Origin of the sequence: Streptomyces sp. CS113, assembly GCF_002188365.1 — a bacterium.
Classification (GTDB): domain Bacteria; phylum Actinomycetota; class Actinomycetes; order Streptomycetales; family Streptomycetaceae; genus Streptomyces; species Streptomyces tendae.
Genome location: NZ_KZ195574.1, coordinates 1,504,715 through 1,520,346, shown reverse-complemented (window position 1 = coordinate 1,520,346; position 15,632 = coordinate 1,504,715). Strand labels below are relative to the sequence as shown.

The window sequence follows — 15,632 nt, the reverse complement described above, 5'->3', positions numbered from 1 at the left end:
GAGCCGGGGCCCGTCTCGGTCACTTCCAGCGCAGCAGCGCCCCCAGACCGCCCACCGGCGCCTTCCGGGCGGTCTCCGGCGGCAGCACCGGCGTCACCGAGATCGCGGGGGCGCCGGTCATCACCGCCGAGCGCAGCAGGGCGTCGTCCGCGCGGGCCGACCAGGAGTTCTGCTCGCCGAGCGTCTTCAGCTCCGTACGGCGCACCGCCACCTGGTCGGCGTCCTCGCCGATCCACACCTCGCGGTGCGTGTCGGGGGCGTCCGGGATGACCAGCAGCTCGTCGATGCGGTGCTCCCGGGCGGCCTCCACCAGCGCGGGCACGCCCTCCGCCGCGCCGGCCCGGCCCTCCTCGTCCGGCGACCGGGCGGCCAGGAACCGGTCCAGGTCCTCCCGGGCGCGCGCACGGACGTGATCCTCGCGCAGTCCTTCCACCTCGTCGTCCAGCAGCCTGCTGCCGGCGCCGCGCGAGGCCTCGGCGACGCGCTCCTGAAGGCGGCTCGGCAGCCGCTCGTGCACCGAGCGCCGCTCCCGGTCGTCACCCACCAGGATCAGCAGGTCGGCGCCCGTCTCCTCCTGGCACACGGCGAGCGCGTCCGCGATCTCCGCCGCGTTGTGCTCCCAGGTGTTCTCCACCCGGAGCTGGAAGTGGCGCTCCGACCAGTCCGCGCTGCTCGTGCGGTGCACCGGCCACTGCCTGCCGGTCACGCCGCCCGCGTCCGAGCTGCCCAGCGCGCTGCGCAGCTCGAAGTCGGCGCCCTTGCGGTCGATGTACGCCACCACGCACACCGGGTCCTCGCCGGCCAGGTCGAGCAGCGGCGTGACGTGCGGCAGCGGGGCCCAGTCGGCGGTGGTCCCGCCGTACGGGGGCCGGGCCAGCGGCGGATCGAGGACCACCTGTCCGGCACACGCGAACAGGGCCCGCCCGTGCGGATCGGTGGCGTGCCGCAGCTCGTCCACCGCCTCCCGCACCGCCTGGCAGGTGGCGTCGTCCGCGCCCTGCTCCGCCAGCTGCCGGGCCACCGCGGCGGCCGTCAGCCCGCGCTCGTGGGCAGTGTCCTCCGTGTGGCGGGAGAGGTCGACGTAGACGGAGGCCCAGGGTCCCTGGTGCTCGTAGAGGGGGTGCAGAAACGCGAGATCCATGTGGCTGCCCTCCCGGGGGCCGCTCGGGGGTGGTAGTGCTCCGGGGCGGGTACCCGGGACGCATGAACGAACACGACACGCGGGACGACACCATGACCGGAGTGGACCCGGGCCGCCTGGACGACCAGCAGCTGATGAAGGAACTGGAGACCATCCACCGCACCCGCCACGACACCCTGCTGTACGGGTCGAACGACGCGCTGCGGGCCCACAACGACCGCATGGCCGGGCTGGAGGGCGAGTGGCTGCGCCGCAACCCCCGGCGCCCGGTGGCCGCGGGCCGCACCCGGGAGGGCGCCAGGGAACGCGGCTGCGGCCAGGCCGCCGCCCCCGGTGGCTGACGGCGACGACGACGGCGACGGCAACGACGGCAACGACGGCGGCCGAGCACGGTGACGGGCCACCGGTGGTCCGCCACCGGTGGCCCGCCTCACGTGTTCCGGGCCGTTCCTATCCGCCCGCCTTGGCGAACTCCGCCAGGTAGGTCTCGCAGAACGCCTTCAGGTCGTCCGGCTTGCGGCTGGTGATCAGGGTGTTGTTCCCCGCGTCGCAGACCTTGACCTGTTCGTCGACCCAGGTGGCGCCCGCGTTGCGCAGGTCCGTTTGCAGACTGGGCCACGAGGTCATGGTGCGGCCGCGCACCACGTCCGCCTCCACGAGCGTCCACGGCGCGTGGCAGATGGCGGCCACCGGGCGGCCCTGCGTGAAGAAGTCCTTGACGAAGGCCACGGCCTTCTCGTCCGTCCGCAGGAAGTCCGGGTTGGCCACCCCGCCGGGCAGGACCAGCCCGCCGAAGGAGTCGGCGGACGCGTCGCCCACCACCTCGTCGACCGGGAACCTGTCCGCCTTGTCGAGGTGGTCGAAGCCCTGGACCTCGCCGGACTGCGTGGAGACGAGCACGGGCTCGTGCCCGGCGTCCTTCGCCGCCCGCCACGGCTCGGTCAGTTCCACCTGCTCCACGCCCTCGGGCGCGGTCAGAAATGCGATGCGCATGAAGTTTCTGATCCCTTCTGGCGCCTACGCGCCCTGCGGACCGGACCGGCCACTCTCGGTGAGGGCCACCGCCAGCTCCTGGACGTTGTCGTACCGCGCCTTGTGCGGCAGCCGGTCCAGCCCCTCGACGAGGGCGTCCGGCGCGTTGCCGCGGCGCAGTGCGCGGGTCAGTTCCCGCGGCCCCGCGGGGAAGCTGCCCCGCGTCAGGTTCCGGGCCAGTTCGAGCCGAAGGGCCTCCAGGTACGTCGGTCCGCGGCCCGGTGTCACGGGTCCGTAGGCGACGTCCGGATCGTCCTCGGCGGCCGGTTCCGGATCGTTCCACTCCTCGCTGCGGGTGGGGTGCCCGGACCTGAGCAGGCCTTGCAGTTCGTGCTTCATCTCGTCGTCGCGGTGGACGCTCATCCGGTCGCTGCCTCGCTGCATGTCTCCCTCCAGATCCTTAAGGGGACAGATCCTTAAGGGGTGCCGACCGCGTACCCGGACACCGCGGACCGACACGGATTCATCCGGACGGGTCCGCTCTGATTTCCGCGGCCCGGGAGCGGATCAGTAATCGAGAAGCGCGGGCCGCCGGGCGCCCTCTAGCGTGTGACCACCGAGGCACTGAGGGCGTCACCTTCACCGAGCCCCCGACAGATGGAGACACGATGAGCAGCGCCAAGAGGCCGGGCACGCAGGGACCCGGGTCGCACGTCGCCGACAGCCACGATCTGATCCGTGTGCACGGCGCCCGCGAGAACAACCTCAAGGACGTCAGCATCGACCTTCCCAAGCGCCGGCTGACGGTGTTCACCGGAGTCTCCGGCTCGGGCAAGAGCTCGCTGGTGTTCAACACCATCGCCGCCGAGTCGCAGCGGCTGATCAACGAGACCTACAGCGCGTTCGTGCAGGGCTTCATGCCCACGCTCGCCCGTCCCGAGGTGGACGTCCTGGACGGCCTCACCACCGCGATCATCGTGGACCAGCAGCGGATGGGCGCCGACCCCCGCTCCACCGTCGGCACCGCCACCGACGTCAACGCGATGCTGCGCATCCTCTTCAGCCGCCTCGGCGATCCGCACATCGGCCCGCCCAGCGCGTATTCCTTCAACACCGCCTCGGTCCGGGCCAGCGGCGCGATCACCGTCGAGCGGGGCAACAAGAAGGCGGTGAAGGCCACCTTCCAGCGCACCGGCGGCATGTGCACGAACTGCGAGGGCCGCGGCACCGTCTCCGACATCGACCTCACCCAGCTCTACGACGACTCCAAGTCGCTCGCCGAGGGCGCCTTCACCATCCCCGGCTGGAAGTCCGACAGCCAGTGGACCGTGCAGGTGTACGCCCAGTCCGGCTTCGTCGACCCGGACAAGCCGATCCGCGAGTACACCGAGAAGGAGCTGCGGGACTTCCTGTACGGCGAGCCGGTCAAGGTGAAGGTCAACGGCGTCAACCTCACCTACGAAGGGCTCATCCCGAAGATCCAGAAGTCCTTCCTGTCCAAGGACAAGGAGGCGATGCAGCCGCACATCAGGGCCTTCGTGGAGCGGGCCGTCACCTTCACCACCTGTCCCGAGTGCGAGGGCACCCGGCTCAGCGAGGGCGCCCGCTCGTCGCGGATCGGCAAGATCAGCATCGCCGACGCCTGCGCAATGGAGATCCGGGACCTGGCCGACTGGGTCCGGGAGCTGACCGAGCCCTCGGTGGCGCCGCTGCTCACCGCGCTGCGGGACACCCTCGACTCCTTCGTCGAGATCGGCCTCGGCTACCTCTCCCTCGACCGGCCCGCGGGCACCCTGTCCGGCGGTGAGGCGCAGCGCGTCAAGATGATCCGCCACCTCGGCTCCTCGCTCACCGACACCACGTACGTCTTCGACGAGCCCACCGTCGGACTGCATCCCCACGACATCCAGCGCATGAACGACCTGCTGCTGCGGCTGCGCGACAAGGGCAACACGGTCCTCGTCGTCGAGCACAAGCCGGAGGCGATCGCGATCGCCGACCACGTGGTGGACCTCGGCCCCGGCGCCGGCGCTCAGGGCGGCACCGTCTGCTTCGAGGGCACCGTGGCGGAACTGCGCGCCTCCGACACCGTCACCGGCCGCCACCTCGACGACCGCGCCACGCTCAAGGAGTCGGTCCGCAAGCCCACCGGGGCCCTGGAGATCCGCGACGCGCGGAGACACAACCTCCAGGGCGTGGACGTCGACGTCCCGCTCGGCGTGCTCTGCGTGGTCACCGGCGTGGCCGGGTCCGGCAAGAGCTCCCTGATCCACGGCTCGGTCCCGGCCGGCGCCGACGTCGTGTCGGTCGACCAGAGCCCCATCAAGGGCTCGCGGCGCAGCAACCCCGCGACCTACACCGGACTGCTCGACCCGATCCGCAAGGCCTTCGCCAAGGCCAACGGCGTGAAGCCGGCCCTGTTCAGCGCCAACTCCGAGGGCGCCTGCCCCACCTGCAACGGCGCCGGTGTCATCTACACCGACCTGGCCATGATGGCGGGTGTCGCCACCCCGTGCGAGGACTGCGAGGGCAAGCGGTTCCAGCCCGCCGTGCTGGAGTACCGCTTCGGCGGCCGGGACATCAGCGAGGTGCTCGCGATGTCCGTGGACCGGGCCGAGGAGTTCTTCGGCTCCGGCGAGGCACGCACCCCGGCCGCGCACAAGATCCTCCAGCGGCTCTCCGACGTCGGCCTCGGCTACCTCACCCTCGGCCAGCCGCTGACCACCCTGTCCGGCGGCGAGCGGCAGCGGCTCAAGCTGGCCACCCACATGGGCGAGAAGGGCGGCGTGTACGTCCTCGACGAGCCCACCACGGGACTGCACCTCGCCGACGTCGAGCAGTTGCTCGGCCTGCTCGACCGCCTCGTCGACGCCGGGAAGTCGGTCATCGTCATCGAGCACCACCAGGCCGTCATGGCGCACGCCGACTGGATCATCGACCTCGGCCCCGGCGCCGGGCACGACGGCGGCCGGGTCGTCTTCGAGGGCACCCCCGCCGACCTTGTCGCCGACCGCTCCACCCTCACCGGCGAGCACCTCGCCGCCTACGTCGGCGCCTGACCGTGCCGAGGGCCCACGGCGCCGGTACGGCTACCGGCGGTGTCCGGCGCTGTGGGATCGTGGTCGGGTGACGACGCTGGAGGACTTGGCCCGGCTGCGCCGGGCCCGCGACCTGATGGACCGCGAGTACGCCGAGCCGCTCGACGTGCCGGCGCTGGCCCGCGTCGCCCTCATGTCGGCGGGCCACTTCTCCCGCAGCTTCCGCGCCGCCTACGGGGAGACGCCCTACAGCTACCTGATGACACGCCGCATCGAGCGCGCCATGGCGCTGCTGCGGCGCGGCGACATGAGCGTCACCGAGGTCTGCTTCGCGGTCGGCTGTACCTCGCTGGGGTCGTTCAGCTCGCGGTTCACGGAACTGGTCGGCGAGAGCCCGAGCGCCTACCGGGAGCGCGACCACACCGACGGCGCCGCCCTCCCGGCCTGCGTCGCCAAGGTCTACACCCGGCCGGTCAGAAACGGTCAGCCGGTCGGGAACGGTCAGCCGGTCGGGGCGGGCGAGCCGGTCGGGACCGGTCAGCCGGTCGGGGCGGGCGAGTCGGTCAGGAACGGAGAAGCGACGTCCGCGCCGCCGACCGTAGCGTGACGCGCATGGACATCAACCTCTCGCAGTGCTTCATCGCGGTCGACGACCACGACCAGGCGCTCGCCTTCTACCGGGACCTGCTCGGCATGGAGGTCCGCAACGACGTCGGGTACGCGGACATGCGCTGGGTGACCCTCGGCTCCCCGGCACAGCCCGACGTGGACATCGTCCTCGAGCCCCCGCTCGCGGACCCCAACGCCCCGGCCGCCGACCGGCAGGCGATGGCCGACCTGCTGGCCAAGGGCCACCTGCGCGGCGTCATCCTCGCCACCGACGACGTCGACGCCGCCTTCGAGCACCTCCGCGCCGCGGGCGCCGAGGTCCTCCAGGAACCGGTCGACCAGCCCTACGGTGTCCGCGACTGCGCCTTCCGCGACCCGGCCGGCAACATGGTGCGCCTGAAGCAGCCGCGCAAGGGCTGAGAAACCCGGGGTTTGCCGCGGGGGACAGGGGGCATGCGCAAGGTCAGTGCTTCGGACAGGAGGCACGTCCGTGGGAGCGGCGCGACGCCGCCACGGATGCGTCCGTCCGGTGCCGGACGCCCTCCCACGGTGACCGCCCGACCAAGGGCCTTGTCGTCGCACCGGTTCCGCCCGCCCCCGCGGGCCCGAGGTTCCCGCAACCCCGGACGCCTGCGGGCGGGCCGTACCGACCGGACCGCCGTCCGGCGTGACGACGGGACCCCGCGCTCCGAGGGAGTTGCGACGCACCATGCCGATCCACGCCAGTGTGAAGCACCCGCACGACGACGCCCCCGACACCGCCGGCGCCTTCCGCCGACTCGTCACCCTTCCCGACGGCCCCGAGCGCGACGCGCTCCGCGACCGGATCGTCGAGGCGTGGCTGCCCATGGCCGAACGGCTGGCGGGACGGTTCCGCAGCCGCGGCGAGAGCTTCGAGGACCTGCGCCAGGTCGCGGCCCTCGGCCTGGTCAAGGCCGTCGACCGCTACGACCCCGAGCGCGGCAACGCCTTCGAGAGCTACGCCGTACCGACCATCACCGGCGAGATCAAGCGCCACTTCCGCGACCACATGTGGACCCTCCACGTGCCGCGCCGGGTCCAGGAACTGCGCAACCGCGTGCGCTTCGCCGGCCAGGACCTGTCGCAGACCATCCCGGGCCGCAGGCCCACCGTCGCCGAGATCGCCGAGCGCGCCGACCTGAGCGAGGAGGACGTCCGGGTCGGCCTCGAGGCCCTGGAGAGCTTCACGGCCCTGTCCCTGGACGCCGAACTCCCGGGCAGCGAGGACGGCTACTCGCTGGGCGACGCGCTCGGGGCCCCCGACCCCGCCCTCGACACGGTCGTCGACCGCGAGGCCGTCAAGGACCGGCTGGCCGCCCTGCCCCCGCGCGAGCGCGCCATCCTCTACATGCGCTTCTTCGACGACATGACCCAGAGCCGCATCGCCGAGCAGCTCGGCATCTCCCAGATGCACGTCTCCCGCCTGATCACCCGCTGCTGCGACCGGGTGCGGGAGCAGGTGCTGCGGGACCCGGGTCCCGGAGCGTGAAACCTCGGGCTCACCCGCCCGGACGCCCCCTTCGCGCGAACGGAGCACGGTGACGGGCGCCTCCCCGCCGGGCGGGCTGTGATGGCCGAGGGGCGCGAGTGCAGTGCCCCGCAAGCCGTCGCTCGAAGGAGCCCGTCCCATGCGCCGCACCGCCCGCGCTCTGTCCGTCGCCGTGCTGGCCGGCGCCGCCCTCGGTCTCTCCGCGGGGTACGGCGCGGCCGACCCGGGTGTCCCGCCGCCCCCCGCCGACGTGGGGGAGCCCGCCGCCCCGCCGTCCGTCGACGACCCGGCAGCCGTGCCCCCGCCGTCCGCCGAGGAGGCCGTCCCGCCGCCCGCCGGACAGGCCGCCGCACAGGTCAGCCCGGCGCGGGCCGCACCCGGCGACACCGTCACCGTCTCGGTCTCGTGCGGCCCGACTGGCGGGGCCGCCGCGCCCGCGAGCCTCGATGCCACCTCGGCCGCCTTCGAGGAGGGCACCGTCGAGTTGCGCAAGGTGGCGGACGACGGAGGGACGGCGTCCGGACCGGCCTATCGGGGCACCGCCCGCATAGCCGCCGCCGGGGACTTCGCGGCCGAGCCGGGCGCGCGGGGCACGGAGGGCTCGACGGACACCGGGGGCGCCGCGGACACCGGGGGCGCCGCGGGCACCGAGGGCACCGAGGGCACCGAGGACTCGGCGGAGACCGAGGACTGGGCCGGGACGGAGGACGCCGCCGGGGTCGCGGAGGACTGGACCGTCGACGGCGCCTGCCCGGACGCCTCGGGCGGCGAGGGCGGCGACCCCTGGAGCGCGACCATGAGCGTGCCGGAGGAGAGCGGTGCCGGTGCCGGTGCCGCTACCGGAACCGGCACCGGCACCGGCCAGTCGGCGTGCCAGGAGACCCCCGCCCCGCGCGCGGGGACCTCGACGCACGGCACCCCCTGCGCCCCCACCAAGCCCGCCTGCCCCGAAACCACCGCCTCGCGAGGTGAGCCCGCCACGCGGGACGCGGCCTGCGCCGGTGGGACGGCGGAGCACGGGGTCCAGGCCGGTACCGGCGGGACCTTCGGAGACTCGGTGCCCGCGCTGGTCGCCGGTGGCGTCCTGATCGCGGGCGCGTGCGGTGCGGCCGCGCACCGGCTGCGGCTGCGCCTGCGCGGCGAGGACGGCGAGCGCTGACGCCGCGTGGCTCCGGCCCTGCTGTGACACGCGCGACCGGAGCCGGGGCCATGGCGGGGCGGCACGATGGGTACTGGATCAACGAGCGGCGAGCCGGCCGGGCCCCGCCGGACCAGAGCGCGACGGAGCCAGGACCGACGGGCCGTGGACCAACGACCCGAGGATCAACGAGGCGAGGACGGACGCACCAGGGGCGACAGGCCGAGGCCCGACGCCCCAGGCCCTCGCCGCACCAGGGCGAGACGGGACACGGCCGGGTGGGACCCAGGTACGAGTGAGGCGGAGCACGGCCCGACGGACAGACGTAACGGCGACGGAATCAGGGAACGGGACGGACGGGGAACGGCGACGGAGCGGGGGAGCGGCACGGACGAGAGCGGCGACGGAGACACGGAACGGCAAGGACACCGAAACGTCGGCGGATCCACCGAACGGCACGGACGGAGCACCGGGACGGAGACCCCAACGGCACGGACCAGGGCGGCGACGGAGCCACCGAACGGCACGGACGAGAGCGGCGACGGAGACACGGAACGGCGAGGACACCGAAACGTCGGGCACGGACACCGAAACGGCCACGGAGACACACCGAACGGCACGGACCGCGCGGAGGTACGCATGCGGCGCACGGACCCCGGGGGCCTGGCAGCCACAGGACCCGCAGGCCACGACCCCGGCGGCGGGGCCGGTGCGGGGCACGGCCCCGTGGGCCACGGTCCCGTCCGCTACGGCCCGCACTTCCCCGACGACGGGCTTCCGGTGCTGCCCGAACTGTCCGCCGTACTCGCCGCCGCCGCGGGCCGCGCACGCGGGGAACCGGCCGGCGGCGGCCCCGCCCTCCTGGACGCCGCGAGCGTCTACTGGGACCGGCGCGGCCTGACCACCGAGCCCGCCCACCTCGCCGCCGCCCCCGGCGCGGGCGCCCTGCTGCTCGCGCTGACCGCCGCGCTGGACGGCGACGTGCTGGTGCCCCGTCCCTGCGCCGCCTGGTGGGCACCGTACGCACGGCTGCTGGGCAGGCCCGTCTTCCACGTCCCGACACCGGCCGAGTCCGGCGGCGTGCCCGACCCGTACGCCCTGCTGGAGACCGTCCGCCGGGTCCGTGCCGAGGGCGGCGATCCCCGCCTGCTCGTGCTGTCCGTCGCCGACGACCCGACCGGCACCGTCGCGCCGCCCGAGCTGCTGCACGAGACGGTCGAGGCCGCGGCGGGCGAGGGCCTGCACCTGGTCAGCGACGAGACCTGGCGCGACACCCTGCACGACCCGCACGCCACCGTCGTCCTCAGCCCCGCCGAGATGCTGCCCGAACGGGTCACCGTCGTCACCGACCTGGCGGGCGCGCTGCTGCCGCCGGCCTGGCCGGCCGCCGTCGCCCGCTTCCCCGCCTCCGCCGCCGGGAACGGCCTGCACGCGCGCGTGCTCGACGTGCTCACCGCGCTCGGCGCCCGCGTCGCGGCCCCGGTCGCCGCCGCGGCCGGGTACGCGCTCGGCGAACCCGAGCCGGTCGTCGCCCACCGGGCGGCCGTCGTGCGCCTGCACGCGCGCGTGGCCGCCGCCGCGCACGCGGCCCTGGTCGCCGCGGGCGCCACCGCCCGGCCCCCGCAGGCGGGCCGCCACCTGTATGCCGACCTCGGCCCGCTGCGCGACGCGCTCGGCGCCGAGGGCGTCGGCGACGCGCAGGAACTGGAGGACTTCCTCACCGCCCGGCTCGGCATGCCCGCCCCCGGCGGCCACCGCTTCGGCGACGAACTGTCCGCCCTGCGGTTCCGGCTCGCCACCGGACCCCTGCTCGACGCGGGCACCGACGAGCGGCGGGCGGAATGCCTCCTGTCCTCGGACCCGTTGGAACTGCCACACGTGCACCGCGCGTTGACCGGTCTGAAGTCGGTCTTCGACGGTCTCCGCGACGCTCAGCGATGGGAGCCCCCTCGATGACGCAGCAGCCCCGGTCGACCACGAGCACCCCCGCCTCCGCCAAGGACAGCGCCGCCCACCCGCCGCTCGCCGAGCCCCGGCCGCCGGCCGAACGCCGGGTGTGGCCGCGTACCTTCCACGACCGCCTGACCGCGCCCCTGCCCGGTCTGAAGGCCTTCGCCCGATTCGCCCGCGAGGGGGCAGTCAGACCCGGCCCCGCCGGACTCGCCGACATCCCGCGGCTGCCCTACGCCCCCGGCCCGCTGCCCCGCGTGGACGCGCGCACCGTCGCCGTCACCTGGGCAGGACACGCCAGCTGGGTGGTGCGGATCGGCGGCCTCACCGTGCTCACCGACCCGGTCTGGTCCCGCCGGATCCTCGGCACCCCGCCGCGGGTCACCCCCGTCGGCGTCGCGTGGAGCGCCCTGCCCCGCGTCGACGCGGTCGTCATCAGCCACAACCACTACGACCACCTGGACGCGCCCACGCTGCGCAGGCTCCCGCGCGACACCCCGGTCCTCGTGCCCGCCGGTCTCGGCCGCTGGTTCCACCGCCGCCGCTTCACCCGGGTCACCGAGCTGGACTGGTGGGAGGCGACCGAGGTGGGCGGGGTGCGGTTCGACTTCGTCCCGGCCCACCACTGGTCCAAGCGCACCCTGACCGACACCTGCCGCACCCTGTGGGGCGGCTGGGTCCTCACCGACGCCGACGCCCGGCGCGTCTACTTCGCCGGCGACACCGGATACGGCCACTGGTTCAGCCGCATCGGCCGCCGCTACCCCGGCATCGACCTCGCGCTGCTCCCCATCGGTGCCTACGACCCCCGCTGGTGGCTCAGCGACGTGCACTGCGACCCGGAGGAGGCGGTGCGGGCCGCCCAGGACGTCGGCGCGCGGTACATGGCGCCGATGCACTGGGGCACGTTCGTCCTGTCCGCGGAACCCGTACTGGAACCCCTCACCCGGGTACGCGCCGCCTGGCAGCAGGCGGGCCTGCCCAGGGACCACCTCTGGGACCTCCCGATCGGCGCCTCCCGCGTGCTGCACTGACGCTCCCGGCCTCCGCCCCCGTCCCGCCCCCCCCGGTACCCCGCCGGCCGCCGGAGGCCTACGCCTTCGCCGGCCCCCGGAAGCGCCGCCACAGCCCCGGCGCCACGCTGACCAGCACGGTCAGGGCGATCGCCGCGGCCACGCCCTCCCAGGGCTTGCTGAACAGGGCGCCGCTGAGGACGCCGATCAGCTGGTACGTCACCGCCCAGGCCAGGCAGGCCGGCAGGTTGCCCCTGGCGAAGCGGCGCAGCGGCCACTCGGCCAGCAGACAGGCCAGCATCACCGGGATCCGGCCGGCCGGCACCAGCCGGGAGAGCACGAGCACCGCGACGTCGTGCTCGGCCAGCTTGTCCTGCGCCTGCTCCAGCCGGTCCTCGGGCGCCCGGGAGCGGATCGCCTCCAGCCAGCGCGAGCCGTTCTTCGAACCCACCCCGCGCCGGCCCAGCCAGTACAGCGCCATGTCCCCGCAGAAGGCGGCCAGCGACGCCGTCGCGAAGACCATCAGCATGGCGAACGGCAGCGTCTGGTGCATCGCCACCACCGCCGCCGAACTCACCAGCGCCCCCGTGGGCACCACCGGCACCAGCGCCCCGATCAGCACCAGCAGGAACAGCGACGGATAGCCGAGCGCCTGCTGCGTCGGCTCCGTCGGTATGTCCAGTGTCGCGGCCGCCAGCCAGCTCACCGCGCGACCTCCACCCGCACACTCTCGCCGTGCCCCAGCAGGTGCACCGCCACGCCCGGCGCGCGCAGCTCCGACAGGCGCACGAACTCCTCGCCCGGCGTGTGGAACTCGTGGGGGCGCACGGCGTCCATCCCGATCGGCCAGTACGTGCCGTAGTGCACCGGCACCGCCGTGCGCGGCGCCAGCCGGGCCAGCGCCTCGGCCGCCCGCCCCGCGTCCAGGTGCTCCGCGCCCAGGTAGGGGCCCCAGCCGCCCACCGGCAGCAGCGCCACGTCGACCGGCCCGACCTCCTGCTCCATGCCGTCGAACAGCCCGGTGTCCCCGGCGAAGTACGTCCGCGCCTCGCCCTCGACGACATAGCCGAGCGCGGGGGCGCGGTGCCGTCCGACCGGCAGCCGCCGCCCGTCGTGCCGCGCGGGGACCGCCCGTATCCGCAGGTCACCGACGGTCGTCTCGTCACCCGGCGCCACCTCGGTCAGCTCCAGGTGCCGGAGCCGGCGCAGTCCGGGCACCGCCCGTCGTGCGCCCCGGGGCACGAGCAGGCGCGTGCCCGGCGCGAGCCGCGCGAGCGACGGCACATGCAGGTGGTCGGCGTGCAGATGGGAGACCAGCGCCACATCCGCGCGCCACGCCTCGGGCGGCGGCACCGCGCCCCGCCTGCGGCGCAGATGGGCGAGCCGGCGGACGAACAGGGGATCGGTGAGCACGCGCATGCCCGAATCCTCGACCGTGCAGGTGGCGTGACCCCACCACGTGAGCTCCACCGGCACTCCTTTGCCTCCTTCGCGCGACTCCCCGAAGCCTACGTCCAGGAGTAGGGTCGGCGGCGAAAACGGGAGGTGACGGGAGGTGAGGGGGGACACCATGGGGCCGGTGCGGGTGACGGCGATCGCGAGTCTGACGCCATTGGAACAGCTGGACGACGACCCCTTCCTGGTCGACTCTCGCAGCCAGCACGCCATGTGCGCCCACTGGGCCGCCGAGCACGGCTACGTCGTCGCCAGACAACTGCTGGTGCGGGGCCTGCGGCACGACCACGACGCCCTGTGGGACGGAGTGCGCCCCGGCCAGGACCTGTTCGTGGCGCCCAGCCGCCGGGTGCTGGAGAGCGCGCTGTCCTCCGTCGACGACTTCGCCGCGGAGTGCGCGCGGCGCGGCGTGCGGGTCGAGACCGTCGGCCACGCCGAACCGTCCTACGACGCCCGGATGAAGGCGTGCGTGCACCGCAGGCTGTCGATGCCGACGGCCGGGTACGACGGCCGCTGAGCGCCGTCGCGCGGGTGTGAACCGGACCCGGGGGGACAAACGGGCACTCCGGAGCGTTGTGGCAGGGTGGGGAAGGCCCGCACGGACGACGGGCCGGGACGTGAGGTGTGCGGAGCGTGGGTGGAGGGCGTTGGCGCCGGGTCGCCAGTCAGATCGGGCGGAGTGTCACGGTGTGGGCCGTCTCCACCGTCACCATGCTCGTGCTCGCCGGGATCCTGCCCGACTTCCGGCTCCAGTCGCCCGACGGGGACAGCGCGACCGACATCGCCATGACCGCCGCGGTCGGCGCCGGTGCCTTCGGCCTGCTGTCCGCCCTGGTCTGGCCGCTCATGGTCCGCCTGCTGCTCCTGGTGCCGGCCCTCGTCCTCGGCCTGCTGGTCTTCTTCCTCAACGGCGGGCTGCTGCTCCTCGCGATCGACGTCAACCCGGCCGGGCGCGGCGGCGTCGCCCCCGAGACGGCGGTCGTGGTGGCCGCCGTCATGTCCGCCGTCGCCTCCGCCACCGGCGGCGCCCTGGCCGTGCGCGACGACGACGCCTACCGCCGCCGCCTGTACCGCCTCGCCGACCGCCGCCGCCGATCCGGCCCGCCCTGCCCGGCCGGCCCCGGCACGGTCTTCCTCCAGCTGGACGGCGTCGGCCACGACGTCCTGCGGGACGCCGTCGACCGCGGCGCCATGCCCACCGTCGCCCGCTGGCTCGGCCGTGACGGCGCCTCGGCGACCCACCGGCTCGCCGAGTGGCGCACCGACTGGTCCAGCCAGACCGGCGCCAGCCAGCTCGGCATCCTGCACGGCAGCAACCACGACGTCCCCGCCTTCCGCTGGTACGAGAAGGACAGCGGCGAGGTCATGGTCTGCAACCGCCCGACCAGCGCCGCCGAACTCCAGTACCGCGCCGTCCGGCGCACCGGCGACGGCGGACTGCTCAGCCTCGACGGCGCCAGCCGCGGCAACCTGTTCGGCGGCGGCGCCGACGAACAGGCCCTCGTGCTGTCCATAGCCACCCGCCGCCGCAGCCGCGAGACCCGCTCCAGATCCGGCTACTTCGCCTACTTCTCCGACCCCGCCAACGCCGTGCGCACCGCGATGTCCTTCGTCGCCGAGGTGTGCCGGGAGATCGGCCAGTCCACCCGCGCCCGCGTCCACAAGGTCCGCCCGCGCGTCTCCCGCGGCGGTCTCTACCCCTTCGTGCGCGCCTTCGCGACCGTCGTCGAACGCGACGTCGTCGTCGCCGCGGTCATGGGCGACATGCTCGCCGGCCGCACCGCCGTCTACGCGGACCTGGTGGCCTACGACGAGGTCGCCCACCACTCCGGTCCGGGCGGCCGGGACGCCGCCAAGGTCCTCCAGAGGCTCGACCGGTCCCTCGCCCTGATCGAGAAGGTCGCCGAGCACGCCCCCCGCTCGTACCGGATCGTGGTCCTCTCCGACCACGGCCAGAGCCCCGGCGAGACCTTCCGCGCCCGCTACGGCCTGACCCTCGCCGACCTGGTGCGGGCCGGCTGCGGGCTGCCCGTGCCGCGCAGCGCCCGGCGCACCCGCAGCGGCGCCGAGGCGCGCAACACCGTACGGGCCGCCCTGCACCGTCCCGTCGAGGAGGGCGCCGAGCAGCAGCGGCCCGCCGACACCCCCACCGGGCGCCGCTCCGAGCCGATCGTGCTGGCCTCCGGCAACCTCGGCCTGGTCTCCTTCCCGGACGTGCCGCACCGGATGACCCGGGAGGAGATCGACGCCCGCCACCCCGCCCTGCTGCCGACCCTCGCCAACCACCCCGGCGTCGGCTTCCTGCTGGTGCGCAGCGAGGAGCACGGCGGTGTCGTGCTCGGCGCGCGCGGCGCCGAGGTGCCCCTGGACCGGCTCGACCAGGATCCCGGGCCGCTCGCCCCCTTCGGTCCCGGCGCCGCCGACGCCGTACGCCGCACGCACTCCTTCCCGCACACCGCCGACATCATGGTCAACTCCTTCCACGACCCGGCCGACGGCGAGGTCCTCGCCTTCGAGGAGCAGATCGGCTCGCACGGCGGGCTCGGCGGCGCCCAGTCGCGCGCCTTCCTGCTGTCGCCGGTCGTCCTGTCCGCGCCGGTCGCCGAGGACGCGGAGATCGTCGGCGCGGAACACGTCCACCGGGTGCTGCGCCGCTGGCTGCGCGAGTCGAACGGCCCGCAGGTGCCCGTGGACCCGGTGGACGATTCGCGGCCGAACGTCGCGGACGGCGCACCTTTTCCCGTCGTGGACGGGTACGTACAGGACAAAAGCGCCTGATTTGGAGCGGTGCCGGACCGTGCCCGAC

15 protein-coding genes are annotated in these 15,632 nt (G+C 74.4%); 10 read left to right on the top strand and 5 right to left on the bottom strand.

Going from position 1 to position 15,632, the window contains the following annotated elements; genetic code table 11:
• Nucleotides 1-19: 19 nt before the first annotated feature.
• The gene (locus B9W62_RS06490; RefSeq protein ID WP_087806057.1) at nt 20-1,141 is read right to left on the bottom strand and encodes a baeRF2 domain-containing protein; all 1,122 of its coding nucleotides are present in this window, start codon (nt 1,139-1,141) and stop codon (nt 20-22) included.
• Nucleotides 1,142-1,203: 62 nt separating this feature from the next.
• On the opposite strand from B9W62_RS06490, the gene B9W62_RS06485 reads away from it, so the two are divergent.
• Complete coding sequence (locus B9W62_RS06485) at nt 1,204-1,482, top strand: DUF6158 family protein (RefSeq protein WP_087806056.1); 279 nt, start codon at nt 1,204-1,206, stop codon at nt 1,480-1,482.
• A 109-nt stretch (nt 1,483-1,591) separates the two neighbouring features.
• On the opposite strand, the gene B9W62_RS06480 is transcribed toward B9W62_RS06485, so the two are convergent.
• Together B9W62_RS06480 and B9W62_RS06475 are read right to left on the bottom strand one after the other, a co-directional pair.
• Complete coding sequence (locus B9W62_RS06480; RefSeq protein ID WP_087806054.1) at nt 1,592-2,134, bottom strand: type 1 glutamine amidotransferase domain-containing protein; 543 nt, start codon at nt 2,132-2,134, stop codon at nt 1,592-1,594.
• Nucleotides 2,135-2,158: 24 nt separating this feature from the next.
• Nucleotides 2,159-2,557 (bottom strand): DUF2795 domain-containing protein, encoded by a 399-nt coding sequence (locus B9W62_RS06475; protein ID WP_087806052.1) that lies wholly within the window; start codon nt 2,555-2,557, stop codon nt 2,159-2,161.
• A 224-nt stretch (nt 2,558-2,781) separates the two neighbouring features.
• On the opposite strand from B9W62_RS06475, the gene B9W62_RS06470 reads away from it, so the two are divergent.
• The 7 genes from B9W62_RS06470 to B9W62_RS06440 all read left to right on the top strand — a co-directional run bounded on the left by B9W62_RS06470 (nt 2,782) and on the right by B9W62_RS06440 (nt 11,392).
• Nucleotides 2,782-5,172, top strand: coding sequence for an ATP-binding cassette domain-containing protein (locus tag B9W62_RS06470; protein WP_087806050.1), 2,391 nt, complete (start codon nt 2,782-2,784; stop codon nt 5,170-5,172).
• Nucleotides 5,173-5,239: 67 nt separating this feature from the next.
• A complete protein-coding gene (locus tag B9W62_RS06465) occupies nt 5,240-5,758 on the top strand; it encodes a helix-turn-helix transcriptional regulator (protein WP_087806048.1) in 519 nt (172 codons plus the stop codon).
• 5 nt (nt 5,759-5,763) lie between these two features.
• The gene (locus B9W62_RS06460; RefSeq protein ID WP_087811775.1) at nt 5,764-6,180 is read left to right on the top strand and encodes a VOC family protein; all 417 of its coding nucleotides are present in this window, start codon (nt 5,764-5,766) and stop codon (nt 6,178-6,180) included.
• A gap of 289 nt (nt 6,181-6,469) precedes the next feature.
• Nucleotides 6,470-7,270, top strand: a complete 801-nt coding sequence (locus B9W62_RS06455; protein ID WP_087806046.1) for an RNA polymerase sigma factor SigF — start codon at nt 6,470-6,472, stop codon at nt 7,268-7,270.
• 139 nt (nt 7,271-7,409) lie between these two features.
• The gene (locus B9W62_RS06450) at nt 7,410-8,429 is read left to right on the top strand and encodes a hypothetical protein (RefSeq protein ID WP_087806044.1); all 1,020 of its coding nucleotides are present in this window, start codon (nt 7,410-7,412) and stop codon (nt 8,427-8,429) included.
• A 618-nt stretch (nt 8,430-9,047) separates the two neighbouring features.
• Nucleotides 9,048-10,364 (top strand): aminotransferase class I/II-fold pyridoxal phosphate-dependent enzyme, encoded by a 1,317-nt coding sequence (locus tag B9W62_RS06445; RefSeq protein WP_256976206.1) that lies wholly within the window; start codon nt 9,048-9,050, stop codon nt 10,362-10,364.
• A complete protein-coding gene (locus B9W62_RS06440) occupies nt 10,361-11,392 on the top strand; it encodes an MBL fold metallo-hydrolase (protein ID WP_087806040.1) in 1,032 nt (343 codons plus the stop codon). The genes B9W62_RS06445 and B9W62_RS06440 overlap by 4 nt, the downstream gene beginning before the upstream one ends.
• 58 nt (nt 11,393-11,450) lie before the next feature.
• On the opposite strand, the gene B9W62_RS06435 is transcribed toward B9W62_RS06440, so the two are convergent.
• Both B9W62_RS06435 and B9W62_RS06430 read right to left on the bottom strand, forming a co-directional pair.
• Entirely contained in the window at nt 11,451-12,077 is a 627-nt protein-coding gene (locus B9W62_RS06435; protein WP_087806038.1) for a DedA family protein, read from the bottom strand.
• The gene (locus B9W62_RS06430; protein WP_179235375.1) at nt 12,074-12,847 is read right to left on the bottom strand and encodes an MBL fold metallo-hydrolase; all 774 of its coding nucleotides are present in this window, start codon (nt 12,845-12,847) and stop codon (nt 12,074-12,076) included. Before B9W62_RS06430 ends, B9W62_RS06435 begins: the two co-directional genes overlap by 4 nt.
• 94 nt (nt 12,848-12,941) lie before the next feature.
• Here B9W62_RS06430 and B9W62_RS06425 point away from each other — a divergent pair, with 94 nt between their 5' ends.
• Together B9W62_RS06425 and B9W62_RS06420 are read left to right on the top strand one after the other, a co-directional pair.
• Nucleotides 12,942-13,343, top strand: a complete 402-nt coding sequence (locus B9W62_RS06425) for a hypothetical protein (RefSeq protein ID WP_087806036.1) — start codon at nt 12,942-12,944, stop codon at nt 13,341-13,343.
• Nucleotides 13,344-13,450: 107 nt separating this feature from the next.
• On the top strand, nt 13,451-15,604 hold the full coding sequence (locus B9W62_RS06420; protein ID WP_087806034.1) for a phage holin family protein: 2,154 nt from the start codon (nt 13,451-13,453) through the stop codon (nt 15,602-15,604).
• The last annotated feature ends 28 nt before the right edge of the window (nt 15,605-15,632 follow it).